The sequence below is a fragment of the Tatumella citrea genome, assembly GCF_002163585.1.
GTDB classification, from domain to species: domain Bacteria; phylum Pseudomonadota; class Gammaproteobacteria; order Enterobacterales; family Enterobacteriaceae; genus Tatumella; species Tatumella citrea.
In genome coordinates, this window is the sequence record NZ_CP015579.1 from 1,055,230 (window position 1) to 1,069,346 (window position 14,117).

At 49.2% G+C, this 14,117-nt stretch carries 16 protein-coding genes and 1 pseudogene; 13 read left to right on the forward strand and 4 right to left on the reverse strand.

The window, feature by feature from the left end; genetic code table 11:
• The first annotated feature begins 152 nt into the window (after positions 1–152).
• From ffh to A7K98_RS05040, 7 genes are all read left to right on the forward strand, one after another.
• Positions 153–1,514: a signal recognition particle protein gene (ffh, locus tag A7K98_RS05010; RefSeq protein ID WP_087487580.1), complete on the forward strand. Its 1,362-nt coding sequence runs from the start codon at positions 153–155 to the stop codon at positions 1,512–1,514.
• Positions 1,515–1,658: 144 nt separating this feature from the next.
• Positions 1,659–1,907 (forward strand): 30S ribosomal protein S16, encoded by a 249-nt coding sequence (rpsP, locus tag A7K98_RS05015; protein WP_087487581.1) that lies wholly within the window; start codon positions 1,659–1,661, stop codon positions 1,905–1,907.
• 18 nt (positions 1,908–1,925) lie between these two features.
• A complete protein-coding gene (gene rimM, locus A7K98_RS05020; protein ID WP_407703098.1) occupies positions 1,926–2,480 on the forward strand; it encodes a ribosome maturation factor RimM in 555 nt (184 codons plus the stop codon).
• A gap of 35 nt (positions 2,481–2,515) precedes the next feature.
• Positions 2,516–3,280 (forward strand): tRNA (guanosine(37)-N1)-methyltransferase TrmD, encoded by a 765-nt coding sequence (gene trmD, locus A7K98_RS05025; RefSeq protein WP_198361163.1) that lies wholly within the window; start codon positions 2,516–2,518, stop codon positions 3,278–3,280.
• 42 nt (positions 3,281–3,322) lie between these two features.
• A complete protein-coding gene (gene rplS, locus A7K98_RS05030; protein WP_087487583.1) occupies positions 3,323–3,670 on the forward strand; it encodes a 50S ribosomal protein L19 in 348 nt (115 codons plus the stop codon).
• 285 nt (positions 3,671–3,955) lie between these two features.
• The gene (locus tag A7K98_RS05035; protein ID WP_087487584.1) at positions 3,956–5,293 is read left to right on the forward strand and encodes an APC family permease; all 1,338 of its coding nucleotides are present in this window, start codon (positions 3,956–3,958) and stop codon (positions 5,291–5,293) included.
• A gap of 152 nt (positions 5,294–5,445) precedes the next feature.
• Positions 5,446–6,735 carry a cystathionine gamma-synthase family protein gene (locus A7K98_RS05040; RefSeq protein WP_087487585.1) on the forward strand — a complete coding sequence of 430 codons (1,290 nt, stop codon included), beginning with the start codon at positions 5,446–5,448 and terminating at the stop codon, positions 6,733–6,735.
• Between the two features lie 45 nt (positions 6,736–6,780).
• Here the strand turns inward: A7K98_RS05040 and A7K98_RS05045 are convergent, their stop codons facing one another.
• Positions 6,781–7,380 carry a nitroreductase family protein gene (locus tag A7K98_RS05045; protein ID WP_087487586.1) on the reverse strand — a complete coding sequence of 200 codons (600 nt, stop codon included), beginning with the start codon at positions 7,378–7,380 and terminating at the stop codon, positions 6,781–6,783.
• 471 nt (positions 7,381–7,851) lie between these two features.
• Between A7K98_RS05045 and adhP the strand changes: the two genes are divergently transcribed.
• The 4 genes and pseudogenes from adhP (at position 7,852) to A7K98_RS05065 (ending at position 11,628) form a co-directional block, all read left to right on the forward strand.
• Positions 7,852–8,871 carry an alcohol dehydrogenase AdhP gene (gene adhP / locus A7K98_RS05050; protein WP_087487587.1) on the forward strand — a complete coding sequence of 340 codons (1,020 nt, stop codon included), beginning with the start codon at positions 7,852–7,854 and terminating at the stop codon, positions 8,869–8,871.
• A gap of 327 nt (positions 8,872–9,198) precedes the next feature.
• Positions 9,199–9,978 (forward strand): transcriptional regulator LldR, encoded by a 780-nt coding sequence (gene lldR / locus A7K98_RS05055; RefSeq protein WP_087487588.1) that lies wholly within the window; start codon positions 9,199–9,201, stop codon positions 9,976–9,978.
• A gap of 2 nt (positions 9,979–9,980) precedes the next feature.
• Positions 9,981–11,105, forward strand: a pseudogene (lldD, locus tag A7K98_RS05060) (FMN-dependent L-lactate dehydrogenase LldD); the annotation flags it as partial.
• Positions 11,106–11,199: 94 nt separating this feature from the next.
• Complete coding sequence (locus A7K98_RS05065; RefSeq protein WP_087487590.1) at positions 11,200–11,628, forward strand: OsmC family protein; 429 nt, start codon at positions 11,200–11,202, stop codon at positions 11,626–11,628.
• A gap of 50 nt (positions 11,629–11,678) precedes the next feature.
• Here the strand turns inward: A7K98_RS05065 and A7K98_RS05070 are convergent, their stop codons facing one another.
• Both A7K98_RS05070 and A7K98_RS05075 read right to left on the reverse strand, forming a co-directional pair.
• Positions 11,679–11,963, reverse strand: coding sequence for a hypothetical protein (locus A7K98_RS05070; protein ID WP_087487591.1), 285 nt, complete (start codon positions 11,961–11,963; stop codon positions 11,679–11,681).
• A gap of 83 nt (positions 11,964–12,046) precedes the next feature.
• Positions 12,047–12,232, reverse strand: coding sequence for a hypothetical protein (locus tag A7K98_RS05075; RefSeq protein ID WP_087487592.1), 186 nt, complete (start codon positions 12,230–12,232; stop codon positions 12,047–12,049).
• Between the two features lie 225 nt (positions 12,233–12,457).
• Here A7K98_RS05075 and A7K98_RS21465 point away from each other — a divergent pair, with 225 nt between their 5' ends.
• Positions 12,458–12,625 carry a hypothetical protein gene (locus A7K98_RS21465; RefSeq protein WP_169715407.1) on the forward strand — a complete coding sequence of 56 codons (168 nt, stop codon included), beginning with the start codon at positions 12,458–12,460 and terminating at the stop codon, positions 12,623–12,625.
• Between the two features lie 60 nt (positions 12,626–12,685).
• On the opposite strand, the gene A7K98_RS05080 is transcribed toward A7K98_RS21465, so the two are convergent.
• On the reverse strand, positions 12,686–13,339 hold the full coding sequence (locus A7K98_RS05080; protein WP_087487593.1) for a CPBP family intramembrane glutamic endopeptidase: 654 nt from the start codon (positions 13,337–13,339) through the stop codon (positions 12,686–12,688).
• Positions 13,340–13,707: 368 nt separating this feature from the next.
• Between A7K98_RS05080 and A7K98_RS05085 the strand changes: the two genes are divergently transcribed.
• Positions 13,708–14,004 carry an I78 family peptidase inhibitor gene (locus tag A7K98_RS05085; RefSeq protein ID WP_087490367.1) on the forward strand — a complete coding sequence of 99 codons (297 nt, stop codon included), beginning with the start codon at positions 13,708–13,710 and terminating at the stop codon, positions 14,002–14,004.
• Positions 14,005–14,117: the final 113 nt, after the last annotated feature.

Consider the following 14,117-nt stretch of genomic DNA (forward strand, 5'->3'; position numbering starts at 1 on the left):
TCATCATTGAGAGTTCAGACAGGCAGTATAGCGTCAGCAACGACTCGCGCCAAACGATCTCATGGTCAATTGCAGAGATCGGCTACGCTTCATGTTATACTCCCTCAAAAATGTCGCCCGGGCGGCTTCGCAATATTTCAGAGTGAAAGGTAATGTTTGATAATTTAACCGATCGTTTGTCGCAAACACTGCGCAATATCAGCGGCCGCGGAAGGCTGACAGAAGACAATATTAAAGACACTCTGCGTGAAGTACGCATGGCGTTACTGGAAGCAGATGTTGCACTCCCTGTAGTGCGTGATTTTATCGCACGGGTGAAAGAGAGCGCGGTGGGGCAGGATGTTAATAAAAGCCTGACCCCGGGCCAGGAATTTATCAAAATTGTTCGCGACCAGTTGGTGGCGGCAATGGGTGCAGAAAATAACACTCTGAATCTTGCCGCACAGCCTCCTGCCGTGGTGCTGATGGCTGGTCTGCAAGGGGCCGGTAAAACTACCAGTGTCGGGAAGCTGGGTAAGTTCCTTAAAGAGAAACACAAGAAAAAGGTTCTGGTGGTCTCAGCTGACGTATATCGCCCTGCGGCGATTAAACAGCTGGAGACGCTGGCTGAACAGGTAGGCATTGATTTCTGCCCGTCAGATATTACTCAGAAACCTGTCGATATCGTTAAACATGCCTTAAGTGAAGCACGCCTGAAATTTTATGATGTGCTGCTGGTGGATACCGCCGGTCGTTTGCACGTAGACGAAGCGATGATGGATGAGATAAAACTGGTCCATGCTGCAATTAACCCTGTAGAAACACTGTTTGTGGTTGACGCCATGACCGGTCAGGATGCGGCAAATACGGCGAAAGCATTTAACGAAGCCCTGCCACTGACAGGGGTGATCCTGACAAAAGTCGATGGTGATGCCCGCGGCGGTGCGGCACTGTCTATTCGCCACATCACCGGTAAACCAATCAAGTTTATGGGTATGGGTGAAAAAACCGATGCCCTGGAAGCTTTCTATCCGGATCGTATTGCTTCGCGTATCCTCGGCATGGGCGATATGTTATCGCTGATTGAAGATATTGAAAGCAAAGTTGACCGTGACCAGGCTGAGAAGCTGGCGAAAAAGCTTAAAACCGGTGATGGCTTTGATCTGAACGATTTTCTGGCACAGCTCAAGCAAATGCGCAACATGGGCGGGATGGCCAGCCTGATGGGTAAATTGCCGGGCATGGGACAGTTACCGGACAATGTGAAATCACAGATGGACGATAAAGTGCTGGTACGGATGGAAGCGATTATTAATTCCATGACCCGTAAAGAGCGCGAAAAGCCAGAGATTATCAAAGGGTCACGTAAACGCCGTATTGCCATGGGCTGTGGTTTGCAGGTCCAGGATGTCAACCGCCTGCTGAAGCAGTTTGATGATATGCAGCGGATGATGAAGAAGATGAAGAAGGGCGGTATGGCCAAGATGATGCGTGGCATGAAAGGTATGATGCCGCCAGGATTTCCCGGCCGTTAAGCCGGAAAACTAAAAGCCCTGAAGCTAATTTACTTAACAGGTTGCTTTTTGCGCCCAAACGAGTAAAATTTTGGGGCTTTTTATATTGCACCCGGCCTCCTCCCTCGATGGGGGCCGGGTGTTTTATTAACTAAAGAGGATGTTATGGTAACAATTCGTTTGGCACGTCACGGCGCTAAAAAGCGTCCGTTCTATCAGGTTGTCGTTACTGACAGCCGTAATGCGCGTAATGGTCGTTTCATTGAGCGTGTTGGCTTCTTCAACCCGGTTGCTTCTGGTCAGGCTGAAGCAGTGCGTCTGGATCTGGACCGCATTGAACATTGGGTTGGCTTAGGTGCCACCGTTTCTGACCGCGTTCACGCGCTGGTTAAAGAAGCAAAAAAAGCAGCTTAATCTGTCACGGTGGCGAACATGAGCATAACCAGAAAAACTACCGCACAACCTCCGATGAATTCGCTGGTATTAGGAAAAATGGGAGCGGCCTACGGTATTCGCGGTTGGCTCAAGGTGTTTTCATCCACTGAAGATGCTGAGCGTATCTTTGATTACCAACCGTGGTTTATTCAGCGTGCCGGTCAATGGCAGCAGATTGAGCTGGAAGGGTGGAAAAATCATAATCAGGACATGATTATCAAAGTCAAAGGCATTGATGATCGTGATGCAGCAGCGCAGTTAACCAATTGCGAAATATTGGTTGATTCCACGCAGCTGCCGACACTGGAAGACGGCGATTACTACTGGAAGGACCTTATTGGTTGTCAGGTAGTTAACGTTGATGGTTACGGGATGGGGAAAGTCATTGATATGATGGAAACCGGCTCTAACGATGTTCTGGTGGTAAAGGCAAACCTGAAAGATGCGTTTGGCGCGAAAGAACGGTTAATTCCGTTTCTTTATGAACAGGTTATCAGAAAAGTCGATCTCGCTACTGGCACAATTGAAGTAGACTGGGATCCTGGTTTTTGATCTCCGGACATAACGGTAACCCAACGGCGAACGCGATGTGGATTGGTGTGATTAGCCTGTTTCCAGAGATGTTTCGTGCGATTACCGATTACGGGGTAACTGGCCGGGCTGTGAAAAATGGTCTGCTCAGCATTCAGTGCTGGAGTCCAAGAGACTTCACACATGACAGGCATCGTACTGTCGACGATCGTCCTTACGGGGGCGGGCCGGGAATGCTGATGATGGTGCAACCTTTACGGGATGCAATCCACGCAGCCAAGGCAGCGGCAGGTGAGGGCGCTAAGGTAATTTACCTGTCACCTCAGGGGCGCAAACTGGACCAACAGGGTGTTTGCGAGTTAGCGACAGACCAGAAGTTAATTCTGGTATGTGGACGCTACGAAGGTATTGATGAGCGGGTAATCGACGCCGAAATTGATGAAGAATGGTCAATCGGTGATTACGTACTCAGTGGCGGGGAACTGCCGGCAATGACGATGATTGACTCAGTGGCCCGGTTTATTCCGGGAGTACTCGGGAAACAGGCATCGGCTGATGAAGATTCGTTTTCTGATGGATTGCTGGATTGTCCGCATTATACCAGGCCTGAAGTGTTAGAGGGTGTGGAAGTACCGCCGGTTTTACTGTCGGGCAACCATGCTGAAATTCGCCGCTGGCGTCTGAAGCAGTCGCTGGGCCGCACCTGGCTTAGAAGACCTGAACTTCTGGAAAACCTGGCTCTGACTGAAGAGCAAGCTAAATTGCTGCGTGAGTTTCGTTATGAACATCAGCAGCAGCAACATGATGATGCGGAAGAATAGTCTTCCCTATATATCAGTTTACCCAGGATAAGAGATTTAATTATGAGCAACATTATCAAGCAACTTGAACAAGAACAGATGAAACAGGATGTACCTTCATTCCGTCCGGGTGATTCCGTGGAAGTGAAAGTATGGGTCGTTGAAGGTTCTAAAAAACGTCTGCAGGCATTTGAGGGCGTGGTTATCGCTATTCGTAACCGCGGTCTGCACTCTGCATTCACTGTTCGTAAAATTTCTAACGGCGAAGGTGTTGAGCGTGTATTCCAGACTCACTCACCGGTAGTTGACAGTATTACTGTTAAACGTCGTGGTGCTGTACGTCAGGCCAAACTGTACTACCTGCGTGAGCGTACTGGTAAGGCTGCTCGTATCAGAGAGCGTCTTAACTAAGGTATCGCTAACGCGACATCTAAAAGTTAATAGAGAACAAGGGGTTGGCCAATGGCCAGCCCCTTTTTTTTGTGCCGGTAGTTCGGCTTCCCGTCATCAATATGCTAAGTCTTGTACTGTCACTTCCTGTCTGCTTTTTCCAGATTCTTCAGTTAGTTATCACATTATTTGCGTTGTAACCGGCGAAAGCAGATAAAGTTTTAATTCTTACTGTGTCATTATCTGGCAGCTAACGAAATAACAATACCAGCCGCTGATGGCTGCTTACAGACACAGAGAGAAATAATGAATCAGCTGAAACGCACACTCCGTCTGCGGGATATGGTGGTGATGGGACTGCTGTTTATCGGTCCTGCCGCACCGGTAGGGCTATACGGGACACTGGAAGCCAGCAGTGAGGGCGTGACACCGCTGGTATATCTGATTGCCACACTGGTGATGGCGTTTACAGCCTGGTCCTATTCGGTTATGTCTGCAGAAGTCCCTAATGCCGGAGCAGTATATGCCTATGCATCCCGAGGCATATCACCAGCGGCCGGATTTATCGCTGGCTGGGTCATTCTGCTCGACTATCTGTTTATTCCTGCAGTGGCTTATCTGTTTAGCGGTATCTCACTGAATGCCTTATTTCCCGCATTGCCGGTCTGGTGCTGGACGTTACTGGCGGTTGCAGTCACTACCGGGCTGAATGTGATTGGTCTGCAACGGGCCCGAAAAGTTTCTCTGCTGGTTGTCAGTGCTGAAGTTGCCGTGCTGTTGATGATCCTCATTGGCGGTGCATGGGTGGTGTGGCATAAGGGAAGTGCCGTTCCGCTTATGCAACCAGTGACAGGGACCGGTGGGATTCATACCGATCTGCTGTTGTCCTCAGTTTCAGTGGCATTACTGTCATTTCTGGGATTCGATGCCATCTCTTCGTTTGGTGAAGAGAATAACGGTGACCGCAGACAAACTGGCAGAGCGACGTTGATTTGCCTGTTTGTTGCAGGCGGCCTGTTTGTTGCCCAGACCTGGCTGGCCTCATTACTCAGCCCTTGGAGCAGTCACTGGCTGACTGAACATCCGGAAATGCAGGGTAAAGCTTACTACAGTATTGTGAGCCAATCGGTAGCCGGCTGGCTGGGCGATTTACTGGCGATAGTAAAAGCATTCGGTGCTGCATTCTCGGCAATGATTGGTCAGGCGGCGGCAGGAAGGCTGCTGTTCAGTCTGTCCCGGGACCGAATTTTACCGTCTGCCTTAAGTAAGGTGAGCCAGTCTAACGGTCTGCCGGTTATCAGTATTTTGCTGGCAGCCGCAGTCAACAGCCTGTTGGCGATAGTGGCTGCTCTGACCCCGGATGGGTTGTCGCATCTGGTTTCATTTGTTGATGTCGGGGCGATTTGTGGATTTATTTTTCTGCATTTATCTGTCACAGGCTGGATGTTGGTCAGACAAAAACGTCTTGGGTTGCGTAATATCCTGCTGTACGGACTGTTACCGTTGGCCGGTTTGTTGATGCTGCTACCGGTACTGTTCAGCATGCATGCTTTCGCTCTGGGGGTCGCTGCGGGTTGGCTGGTTATCGGACTGTTTGTTTACTGGCTACGCCGTGGGCAGCAACAACTGTTTCGGGTGCTATGATTTCTGAAAAACGCAGCTCAGGGCAGGGCGTCGGTTCGGGGCTGATTTGCAGTGCTGTCTGAATATCTTCCTGGTGACAGGTCTGAAGCTTGCCCGGGGTAATATCTGAATCTCCCGTTAATTTACGGGATGAAGAACAAAAGGAACTTTGTATGAGTGATGGTAAAAGCCTGAAAACCCGTCAGGGAGAGCACCAGCTGCACCCTGAAACATTAATGACCAGTTACGGTTATGATCCACTGCTCTCAGAAGGTGCAGTTAAACCGCCGGTATTTCTGACCTCAACCTTTATCTTTCGAACAGCGGAAGAGGGGCAGGAGTTTTTTAATGTTGCCAGCGGGCGAAAGCCAGCGCCTGAAGGCACCAGGGAGGGGCTGGTTTACTCAAGATTTAACCATCCAAACAGTGAGATTGTCGAAGATCGCCTGGCACTGTATGAAGGTGCCGAACGTTGCGCATTATTTTCTTCCGGGATGTCGGCTATCAGCTCAGTGTTACTGACGCTATGCCAGCCGGGGGATGTCGTACTAAAAACTCAGCCGTTATACGGAGGGACGGAAACTCTGTTTAACAAAACGCTGGCCAGGCTCGGTATCAGCAGTCAGCCACTGAGTGATTCACTGGATTATCCGTCGATGTTAGCCACCGCGAAGCAGGCAGCAAATGCCGGCAGGATTTCAGCAATTTTCGCCGAAACACCGGCAAATCCGACCAATTCACTGGCGGATATCCGGCTACTCGCCAGGCTCGCCGATGAACTGGAACAGATACAGGGATTTCGTCCGCCGGTGATTTGTGACAATACTCTGTTGGGCCCGGTGTTTCAGCGTCCTCTGTCGCTGGGGGCTGATATCAGTGTGTATTCTCTGACAAAATATGTCGGCGGGCATTCTGATCTGGTCGCCGGGGCGGCAATGGGTAACCGGACGCTGATGGCACAGGTAAGGCAGATGCGTAGTGCGATTGGTACTCAGCTTGATCCTCACTCATGCTGGATGCTGGGGCGTTCTCTGGAAACTCTGCAATTGCGGATGGAGAAGGCGAATAGCAATGCACAACGGGTAGCTGAGTTTTTGCGACAACAGCCGAAAATTACTGCAGTGCATTATCTGCCGTTCAATGATCCTGCGACACCCGCAGGCAGGTTGTATCGTGAACAGTGTACAGGGGCAGGTTCGACTTTTTCCTTTGATGTCGGGCAGTCGCAGGCAGATGCATTTCGCTTTCTGAACCAGCTGAAAATATTTCGCCAGGCGGTCAGTCTGGGTGGAACCGAGTCACTGGCCAGTCATCCGGCGACGACGACTCATTCCGGTGTTGCCCGCGAGACCCGCGAAGCCTTTGCAATTCTGGAAACGACAGTGAGGGTTTCGATAGGGATTGAACATCCTGACGATCTGATTGCCGACCTACAGCAGGCGCTGGACGTTTTAGACCAGTGATCATGGACAGGCCGGTGGTGACACCGGCCTGAAGATAAGAGGCACTTAGCGGGCAATAATAAAACGCTCGCTGTCAGCGATATACGCTTTTTCGCCGGCAGGTGCTTCAATGGAACCGAAGTTCAACTGAGCACGTAACTTCCAGGATGCAGGAACATTCCAGGTTTTACGTACGTCTTCATCAACCAGCGGGTTATAGTGCTGCAGGTTCGCACCAATCCCTTGTTCAGCCAGTGCCAGCCAGACCGCATACTGTGCAATACCGGTACTGTGTTCTGACCAGACAGGGAAGTTATCGGCATAGGCCGCAAATTTCTGCTGCAGTCCGCTAACTACATCCTGATCTTCGAAAAACAACACTGAGCCGGCAGCAGCCGCGAAGCTGTTAATCTTGTTATCTGTTGCTTCAAAAGCATCTGCCGGGACGTGTTTTCGCAGTTGCTCTTTGGTCAGGGACCAGAAGGTTTTATGCTGATCACCGAGCAGAATCAGTGCGCGGGAGCTTTGCGAGTTAAAGGCAGAAGGTGAGTTTTTGATAGCCGTCTGAATCAGTGAGATGACCTGATCATCTGTCAGCGGTAAATTTGGGCCCAGCGCATAAATAGTTCTGCGTTTAGCCGACAGTTCATTAAAACCTTGTGACATAGTGTCTCCTTAACTTTGGGATAACCGCCCCGGGTCCAACGCCTGGAGTGGTGAGGTTTGCCTGTCAGGGAACAGCATAACCGATCGGTTCAGAGTCTACCTGCCTATCTTAAGCAATATTTCTGATGGTAGAAATCAAATGATATGAATAAGGGCAGCGGGCAAAACTTTCAGGGCGCTGAGCACTTTTTCATCAGGTCAGTCAGCCGCATATCAGTCAGTACTGCTGACCAGGTACAACCTGGCAGGCAGGTATAGAACCAATGATTATAGAGAAAGGATTCTTATTCTCATTTATGTTTAATTGCATCTGGTCAGCCTGCCGGAGAAGCTGCTACAGTGCATTGGTGTTAAAAGGTCAGTTTATTTAATCTTTCTGTGATAATTATCAAAGCCTGCCGTCTGAGATTCACTAAAGTGAACTCAGCCAGGGTTATATGGTTTTGTTCACCTTTTTACAGGAGTCCCGGTATGAAAGCTGCTGTCGTTACTAAAGATCATAACGTTGAAATTGTTGATAAAAAGTTACGTCCTCTTGAACATGGCGAAGCATTACTGCAAATGGAGTATTGTGGGGTATGCCATACAGATCTTCATGTTAAAAATGGCGATTTTGGTGATAAAACCGGAGTAATCCTTGGTCATGAAGGTATCGGGATTGTTAAACAAATTGGCCCTGGCGTGACGTCTCTGAAGCCTGGCGATCGTGCCAGTGTGGCCTGGTTTTTCCAGGGGTGTGGTTACTGTGAATACTGTAACAGTGGAAATGAAACACTGTGCCGTAGTGTGAAAAACGCCGGTTATACTGTGGATGGTGGTATGGCGGAAGAGTGCATTGTGGTTGCTGATTATGCGGTAAAGGTCCCTGATGGGCTGGATTCTGCAGAGGCCAGCAGTATTACCTGCGCCGGGGTGACCACTTACAAAGCTGTTAAGGTCTCTAATATTCGACCTGGACAGTGGATTGCTATCTACGGGCTGGGGGGGCTGGGGAATCTGGCTTTGCAATATGCTAAAAATGTATTTAACGCCAAAGTTGTTGCCGTTGATGTTAATGAGGCGCAGTTAGAATTCGCCCGTGATATGGGGGCTGATCTGACCATTAATCCTTTGAAAGAGGATGCAGCCAAAGTCATGCAGGAAAAATGTGGCGGTGCACATGCGGCTGTAGTCACTGCAGTAGCCAAATCTGCTTTCAACTCAGCAGTCTATTGTGTACGTGCTGGTGGCAGGGTGGTCGCGGTCGGGCTTCCACCGGAATCAATGAGCCTGGATATCCCTCGCCTGGTTCTGGATGGTATTGAGGTTGTAGGATCGCTGGTGGGTACCCGTAAAGACCTTGCTGAAGCCTTCCGCTTTGCCGCCGAAGGTAAAGTAGTGCCTAAAGTTGAAAAACGTCCGGTAGAAGATATCAACGATATTTTCCACGAAATGGAACAGGGCAAGATCAAAGGCAGAATGGTTATCGATTTTTGTAGCCACGCACACTAACTGATTCACAAAGTACTTTCTTAGGGTGTCACAAAAGCTCTGATCCTGGTGGTCAGAGTTTTTTTTTGCTGGTCACCCGGATAGCAAAACAGCAGTTATCCATGTCACTGGTATTTTAGTCTGTTCGGAAAATGTACTTTTGGTCAGACCAGTCACACCGGAAAAGTAATCTCATTCACAGAACACTGATCCAGAATGTGATCTTAAACGTATTTAGTTAACGAACTTAGGTTCCTGTGGTTAGGATATCTCTGACAACACAGTGTTAACATTAACAGAACTGTTGAAACTGCCAGCCTCTGAAATCCGGAGGAAGCGGAGAAATGTATGACCCGGTCACCCGAAAAAATCACCGATCGGCTGGTGAACCTGCTGCAGCAACTGATCAAACAGCAGTCATTGCATGCAGGAATGCGCCTGCCTTCTGAACGTGAACTGGCCAGCCAGTGGCAGGTATCGCGTGCGTCGGTTCGTGAAGCACTCCAGAAACTGAACAGTGCAGGGGTGGTTTATACTCAGCCGGGCGGTGGTACCTTTGTCCGGCAGCGGATTACACCCTGGACAGAACCGGTGATGGTGGAACCCGTGACTACCTTGCTGACTGATGATCCCGGATACCGGCTCGATATTCTGGAAGCCAGGCATACTCTTGAAGCAGGCACCGCATGGCATGCAGCGCTTCGCGCCAGCAGCAACGATAAACAGCGACTGCAGTATTGCTTTGATGCAATGAGTGAACTGCGGCCGGGCAGTGATACCAGCCTGATAGCACAGGCTGATGCACGCTTTCATTTAATGATTGCGGAAGCTTCGCATAATGCTGTGTTGTTACAGACGATGCGTGGATTGTTTGGTTTACTGCACAGCTCAGTGTTACAGAGCCATCAGCAAATGTTTGCCAGTCAGCAAATTGTCAGTCAGCTGACTAAACAACACTGGCATCTGTTACAGGCTATCCTCAGCGGAGATGCTCCTGCTGCAAGGCTGGCCGCTGGCAGTCACCTCAGTTTCGTGCATAAAACGACCCAACAGCTGGATGAAGATTATGCCAGACAACTCAGAGTTATTTGTCTGCCTGATGAGCTTCAGCCCCGAACAGGGAATTGATCATGATTATATCTGCTTCTTCTGATTACCGCGCTGCTGCAAAACGACGCCTGCCACCCTTTTTATTTCACTATATCGATGGTGGTGCTTATTCCGAGTACACTCTGAAACGCAATACTGATGATCTTTCTCAGGTCGCATTACGCCAGCGTGTGCTGAGGAACATGTCTTCTCTGAGTCTGGAAACTCAGTTATTTAATGAGACATTGTCGATGCCAGTCGCTCTCGGGCCGGTCGGACTGACAGGAATGTATGCCCGGCGGGGCGAAGTTCAGGCGGCAAAAGCTGCCTCTGCTGCCGGAATCCCATTTACCCTCTCTACCGTATCTGTCTGTCCGATTGAAGAAGTTGCACCGGCAATGTCGAGGCCTATGTGGTTTCAGCTTTATGTACTCCGGGATCGCGGGTTTATGCGTAATGCCCTGGAAAGGGCTAAGGCTGCCGGTTGCTCGGTGTTGGTCTTTACTGTCGATATGCCGACACCCGGTGCACGCTATCGTGATGCCCATTCCGGGATGAGTGGACCATTCGCAGCTTCCCGCCGTTATCTGCAATCGGTACAGCATCCTCGCTGGGCATGGGATGTCGGATTACTCGGCAGGCCTCATGACCTTGGTAATGTGTCTGCTTATCTTGGTAAGCCGACCGCGCTGGAAGATTATATTGGCTGGCTGGCAAATAACTTTGATCCCTCCATCTCATGGAAAGATCTGGAGTGGATTCGCGATTTCTGGGATGGTCCGATGGTGATTAAAGGGATACTCGATCCAGAAGATGCCAGGGATGCTGTACGTTTTGGTGCTGACGGAATTGTAGTATCAAACCACGGTGGCCGACAGCTGGATGGAGTACTGTCTTCAGCACGAGCTATGCCGGCGATTGCGGATGCGGTGAAAGGGGAAATTACATTGCTGGCAGACAGTGGTATTAGGAACGGTCTGGATGTCGTGCGGATGCTGGCGCTGGGAGCTGATACTGTACTGCTGGGAAGAGCATTTATCTATGCGCTTGCCACCCATGGACAGCAGGGAGTAGACAATTTACTGCGACTGATTGCCAGTGAAATGCGTGTTGCAATGACACTCACCGGGGCCAAATCGATCAGTGAAATCAGCCGGGAGCTGTTGGCTAATGTTGCAAGCCTGGGATAATTCATAAAACCCGGTTGTGTGTTGCATCAGGTCTATACTTAATTCTTTATACCCTGAACCGGAGGAAAGTATGACGATACATAAAAAAGGCTCGGCACATTGGGAAGGTGATATTAAAGGTCAGGGTACCGTTAGTACCCAGAGCGGTGCTCTGAGTCAGCAACCCTATGGATTTAATACCCGGTTTGAAGATAAGCCAGGGACTAATCCTGAGGAGCTGATTGGTGCGGCACATGCTGCCTGTTTCTCGATGGCATTATCTCTGATGCTCGGACAGGCGGGACATCCGCCGAAAAGTATTGATACTACTGCCGATGTTTCACTGGATAAAAAAGGAGAGGGATTTGCTATTACCAAAGTCGCTTTGGTGAGTGTGATTGAGTTACCAGGGATTGATGCGAAAGCATTTGAAGAAATTATCCTGAAAGCAAAAGCAGGTTGTCCGGTCTCTCAGTTACTGAACACCGAAATTACTCTCGATTATACCTTAATCAACTGACGGTTTATCCGGCCCGCAGTTACTGCGGGCTGTGAACTCTCTTCCTGCAATTACTCATCATTTTCCTGCTCTCCGGCCAACAGTCCAGCATACTGAATACCCTGACGAATTTTTCTGCGACTGGCAGGCCTGCAGGAAGACTGAATACGAGTGACACGGGAAGGATCGGCTGCGATAAATTCAAACGTCGGTGCGTAGTAAAAGGGCAGCCAGCCACCAAAACCCGATTCCCACTCCCAACGGACAGGGCAGGGCCAAATAATATCCTGATATAACAGGTAATAAACCCAGCGCCCGGAAGGTTTACGTGGTCGGGATTGTTTCTTTACTCTCATAAGATGCCCGAAGTTCAGCGTAATACATTAATCATCAGAAATGGCGGATGATGAGCCGCAGATTCACCGGTATACAGGGTGCGTTATTGTGGTTGTGGATCCCGATGAACTTCCCCGCAAATCAAAACTGCGTGCGGGCGTACTTTATGAATCCTGTCAGCCATCATTTCACAACTGGCCTGGCTGGGGAAAATATGTTCTGACACGGGTAAAGCGTCACAGGCATCGTTGCCACAGGCACTGACTAGTAATACAAATCCGATTAACATAACTGACTCCTTAGCTCAGTATCCTCGTGTCCCGGCAGCCGGAATATTAGTATAGCATTGTCGCTGGGTTCATCCTTCCAGCCGGTAATGCCTGAATCCGGCAACTCTGTTGCATCCGTTCGCCATCAAAGACCGAAAAAGAGAGCGGTTACTCTGCCAGAGAGTAGTTAACTGCGTTACACTTTCGGTTTGCGTTATTCCATTCAATATCCACAGGTACTCTTTATGAATGAAGCGATTTCCCAACCCGCAGAACATCCAAAGCAGGCGGCATTACAGCTGGTCATCGAGCTGGTGCGTGCCGGCAAACTCAGTCCGCTCCAGGGTGATGCAGCCAATATGATTTCGATTTATGAGCAATTTAAAAATCATTTTGAGCAGGAGAACGCTTAACTGAAATAACTCTGGCTTGCGCCAGCGGGGAGACTAATGTGGTCTCCCTGAGCTTCATGCTCAGAATGCTGAAAGATACAATGCCGGAGCCAGAGCAATCAGATTATTCAGGGTGTGCAGAAATACCGGTAATGCCAGCCCGTTACTCTTCAGCCTGGCCCAACACAGTAACAGAGAAAACAGTGTCAGGGCAGCAATTGATTGCCAGTGTACATACTGAGTATGCATCGCTGCAAACAGCAGAGATGTCAGTAGCATACAGGCGAAGCGGCTTTTCGGCGCCCACAGCAGAAAAGTTTGCAGCAAAAATCCACGAAACAGCACTTCTTCAAACACCGGAGCCAGACATACTGCGGTGATCAGTAAAATCAGCTGTGAACTGCGTGCCTGGCTCGCCTGCTCTGAAAGCCAGACTTCAGGTAGCATGTACTGCGTTTCGGCCACCATCAGCACAAACAGCGCCAGAGTGAACAGCAGGGTCTGCAATGGCTGAAGCTGATTAAACGGAATATCTGTCCGACGTTGGCAGTAGAAACGATATAACGGATAAATGACCGCAAATTCAAACAAACAGAGTACCGGCACCAGTAAACCACTGGTACGCAGTGCAGCAAAATTAGGGAACAGCGTTATCATCAGTGTTATCAGGTAGTAGATAACAAAACTGCCAAGATAAAACGCGGTCAGTGTTATTTTGTCTGATTGAGTGTTCATTGGTCGCTCAACGTTAAGAATCTTCCGAATAATATCAATGGTACAAATCACTGTCGAGTCATGGCACGCAATCACCACAGAGTTTTGCCGCCAGGCCGCTCACCATCAGGCTTTACAGGTATTGTTTTTTTATGGAATAGATTGAATCTGAATGATTTTAGTCGTACAGATCCGGCTGAGTTGTTGAAAAAAATAAACTGCTGAGGCCCACTATCTGTGGTGAACTTAAGCTAATTTTAATCCTTTTCAGGACGGATTTTCCGTGCCATATGTGTCATTTCGTTATTAAATTAGGCTCTGAATTATCTGGTCGTTGTGGCGTCTTACCAGCCAGAACGGAAAGTATGGATATGAACAGAGGAATTGATATGACATTACACGGAAAAGCACTACTGGTGTTTGGGATTGTACTGCTGGCCGGCTGTCAGTCAGCCAGCCATCACGATAAAGCACAAACCACATATGTGCCGGATGATGATATGTGTGGCGCATCCGATTATCAGCAATATATCGGTAAACCGCTGTCATCAGTCAATAATCTGCGCTTTGACAACCCTGTCAGAGCGATTGCACCTGACTCAGTCGTCACTATGGATTTTAACCTTCGTCGCCTGAATTTTTTTGCCGATGCACAAAGAAACATTACCAAAGTCTATTGTGGTTAATGTCACTGCCTGTCATCAGAAAGTCATTATCGGCATTTATTATCATCCGCACTCGTTACCGAATCCTTTTTCCCGCTCCGGCGGGATTTTTTTTGGGCAAAATTCATAGTAAC

Excerpts from the sequence above, each read along its gene's own strand:
- ffh (WP_087487580.1), top strand. The coding sequence starts at position 153 with ATGTTTGATAATTTAACCGATCGTTTGTCGCAAACACTGCGCAATATC.
- rpsP (WP_087487581.1), top strand. The coding sequence starts at position 1,659 with ATGGTAACAATTCGTTTGGCACGTCACGGCGCTAAAAAGCGTCCGTTC.
- rimM (WP_407703098.1), top strand. The coding sequence starts at position 1,926 with ATGAGCATAACCAGAAAAACTACCGCACAACCTCCGATGAATTCGCTG.
- trmD (WP_198361163.1), top strand. The coding sequence starts at position 2,516 with ATGTGGATTGGTGTGATTAGCCTGTTTCCAGAGATGTTTCGTGCGATT.
- rplS (WP_087487583.1), top strand. The coding sequence starts at position 3,323 with ATGAGCAACATTATCAAGCAACTTGAACAAGAACAGATGAAACAGGAT.
- A7K98_RS05035 (WP_087487584.1), top strand. The coding sequence starts at position 3,956 with ATGAATCAGCTGAAACGCACACTCCGTCTGCGGGATATGGTGGTGATG.
- A7K98_RS05040 (WP_087487585.1), top strand. The coding sequence starts at position 5,446 with ATGAGTGATGGTAAAAGCCTGAAAACCCGTCAGGGAGAGCACCAGCTG.
- A7K98_RS05045 (WP_087487586.1), bottom strand. The coding sequence starts at position 7,380 with ATGTCACAAGGTTTTAATGAACTGTCGGCTAAACGCAGAACTATTTAT.
- adhP (WP_087487587.1), top strand. The coding sequence starts at position 7,852 with ATGAAAGCTGCTGTCGTTACTAAAGATCATAACGTTGAAATTGTTGAT.
- lldR (WP_087487588.1), top strand. The coding sequence starts at position 9,199 with ATGACCCGGTCACCCGAAAAAATCACCGATCGGCTGGTGAACCTGCTG.
- A7K98_RS05065 (WP_087487590.1), top strand. The coding sequence starts at position 11,200 with ATGACGATACATAAAAAAGGCTCGGCACATTGGGAAGGTGATATTAAA.
- A7K98_RS05070 (WP_087487591.1), bottom strand. The coding sequence starts at position 11,963 with ATGAGAGTAAAGAAACAATCCCGACCACGTAAACCTTCCGGGCGCTGG.
- A7K98_RS05075 (WP_087487592.1), bottom strand. The coding sequence starts at position 12,232 with ATGTTAATCGGATTTGTATTACTAGTCAGTGCCTGTGGCAACGATGCC.
- A7K98_RS21465 (WP_169715407.1), top strand. The coding sequence starts at position 12,458 with ATGAATGAAGCGATTTCCCAACCCGCAGAACATCCAAAGCAGGCGGCA.
- A7K98_RS05080 (WP_087487593.1), bottom strand. The coding sequence starts at position 13,339 with ATGAACACTCAATCAGACAAAATAACACTGACCGCGTTTTATCTTGGC.
- A7K98_RS05085 (WP_087490367.1), top strand. The coding sequence starts at position 13,708 with ATGACATTACACGGAAAAGCACTACTGGTGTTTGGGATTGTACTGCTG.